Origin of the sequence: Herbaspirillum sp. CAH-3 (genome assembly GCF_009668275.1) — a bacterium.
Lineage (GTDB): Bacteria > Pseudomonadota > Gammaproteobacteria > Burkholderiales > Burkholderiaceae_D > Herbaspirillum > Herbaspirillum aquaticum.
Window position 1 is genome coordinate 1 of sequence record NZ_VSWE01000043.1, and the last position, 1,397, is coordinate 1,397.

Sequence of the window (1,397 nt, forward strand, 5' to 3'; positions counted from 1 at the left end):
TTCCCCCGCCTGCCGGTGCGCCAGTGGGTGCTCTCCGTGCCCAAGAGGTTGCGGTACTTCATGCAACGCGACGGAGCGGTGCTGAGCATGGTGCTGCGCATCTTTCTGCGGGTGATCGCACAAACTCTGCAGACCCACAGCCCCGGTGCGGCCCATATGGACAAGGCAGGCCTGCACATCGGTGCCATCGCCTTCATTCACCGATTCGGCTCCAGCCTCAATGAACACGTCCACTTCCACGTTTGTGTGGTGGACGGGGTGTTTGAGGAAGTGGAGGGCGAGGGCGATGCTGATGCGACCCCTCGAATCTCATCGCCGGGTGTCATCTTTCACGCGGCCACCGGCATCGATGCGGCTACCGTGGCCCCAGTGCAGACCACACTGCAAAAACGCATCCTGCGCGCCTTCGTTGCTCGGGGCCTGCTGGAGAACTGTGACGCCAAAGACATGCTGGGCTACAAACACAGCGGCTTCTCGGTGGACGCCGGTGTCTGCATCGAAGCCCACGACCGCGCTGCGCTGGAGCGGCTGCTGCGCTATTGCGCGCGTCCACCGTTTTCCATGGAGCGCCTACGCAAAGAGGGAAGCAAACTGGTGTACCGCTGTGCCAAACAGCGCAGCGAGCCCACCAGTGACAAGCGTGGTGCCAAGGCAGATGAGCTGCACCTCACACCGCTGGAACTGATCGACCGCATCGCCGCGCTGGTGCCACCGCCACGCACCCACCGGCACCGCTACTTTGGTGTGCTGGCACCAAACTCGCCGCTGAGAGCGGCGGTAACGGCGCTGGCCCAGCCTGCTGCGTCGCAACCAGCCACGGTGGAGACTGCACAACCTGGCGCGGGCGTACCTGGGGTGGCGGCGCCGGGCAACGCGGCCACACCCACACCCGAACCTGAAGCACGCCCGAAGCGAGCGGCGCATTACTTGTGGGCGGTGCTGATTGCCCGCATCTACGAGGCATTTCCGCTGCTGTGCCCCATGTGCGGTGGGCAGATGCGCATCATTGCCTTCATCACCCACAGCGCCGAAATCCGCCACATCCTGAACCACATCGGGGTGGAGTCTGCCCCCCCGCACATCACCCCGGCACGCGGGCCACCGCTGTGGGAGGGCTGCGACGCGCCGGTGGATGATGGTGCGCAAGGCGAGCCGGATTGGGATCTGGCAGCTCAACCCGACGAGGTAGACCAGCGCGTCAATTGGTGACCCAGTGAAGCGGCGGTATCCATCGCTGCGGGGAAGCAGCTGCACGCGCGCCAGGCCCAAATGCATACTGCCTCCCAAGCTCTTGCCATTGAGCGGCAAGCGAGCGCTCAACCTTCCTTGGCCGAACGTGTTTCGAGGCCCAAAACTCGTGCCATACTTGGCCTCATGCGGTTGAATTTCCTATCCGT

Annotated in this window: 1 protein-coding gene; it reads left to right on the forward strand. The window is 64.1% G+C overall.

Features of this window, described 5'->3' with window-relative positions; all coding sequences use genetic code 11:
• Positions 1–1,209: IS91-like element ISPps1 family transposase (locus FYB76_RS26500; protein WP_154135602.1), on the forward strand; the 1,209-nt coding region annotated here is incomplete at its 5' end.
• Positions 1,210–1,397: the final 188 nt, after the last annotated feature.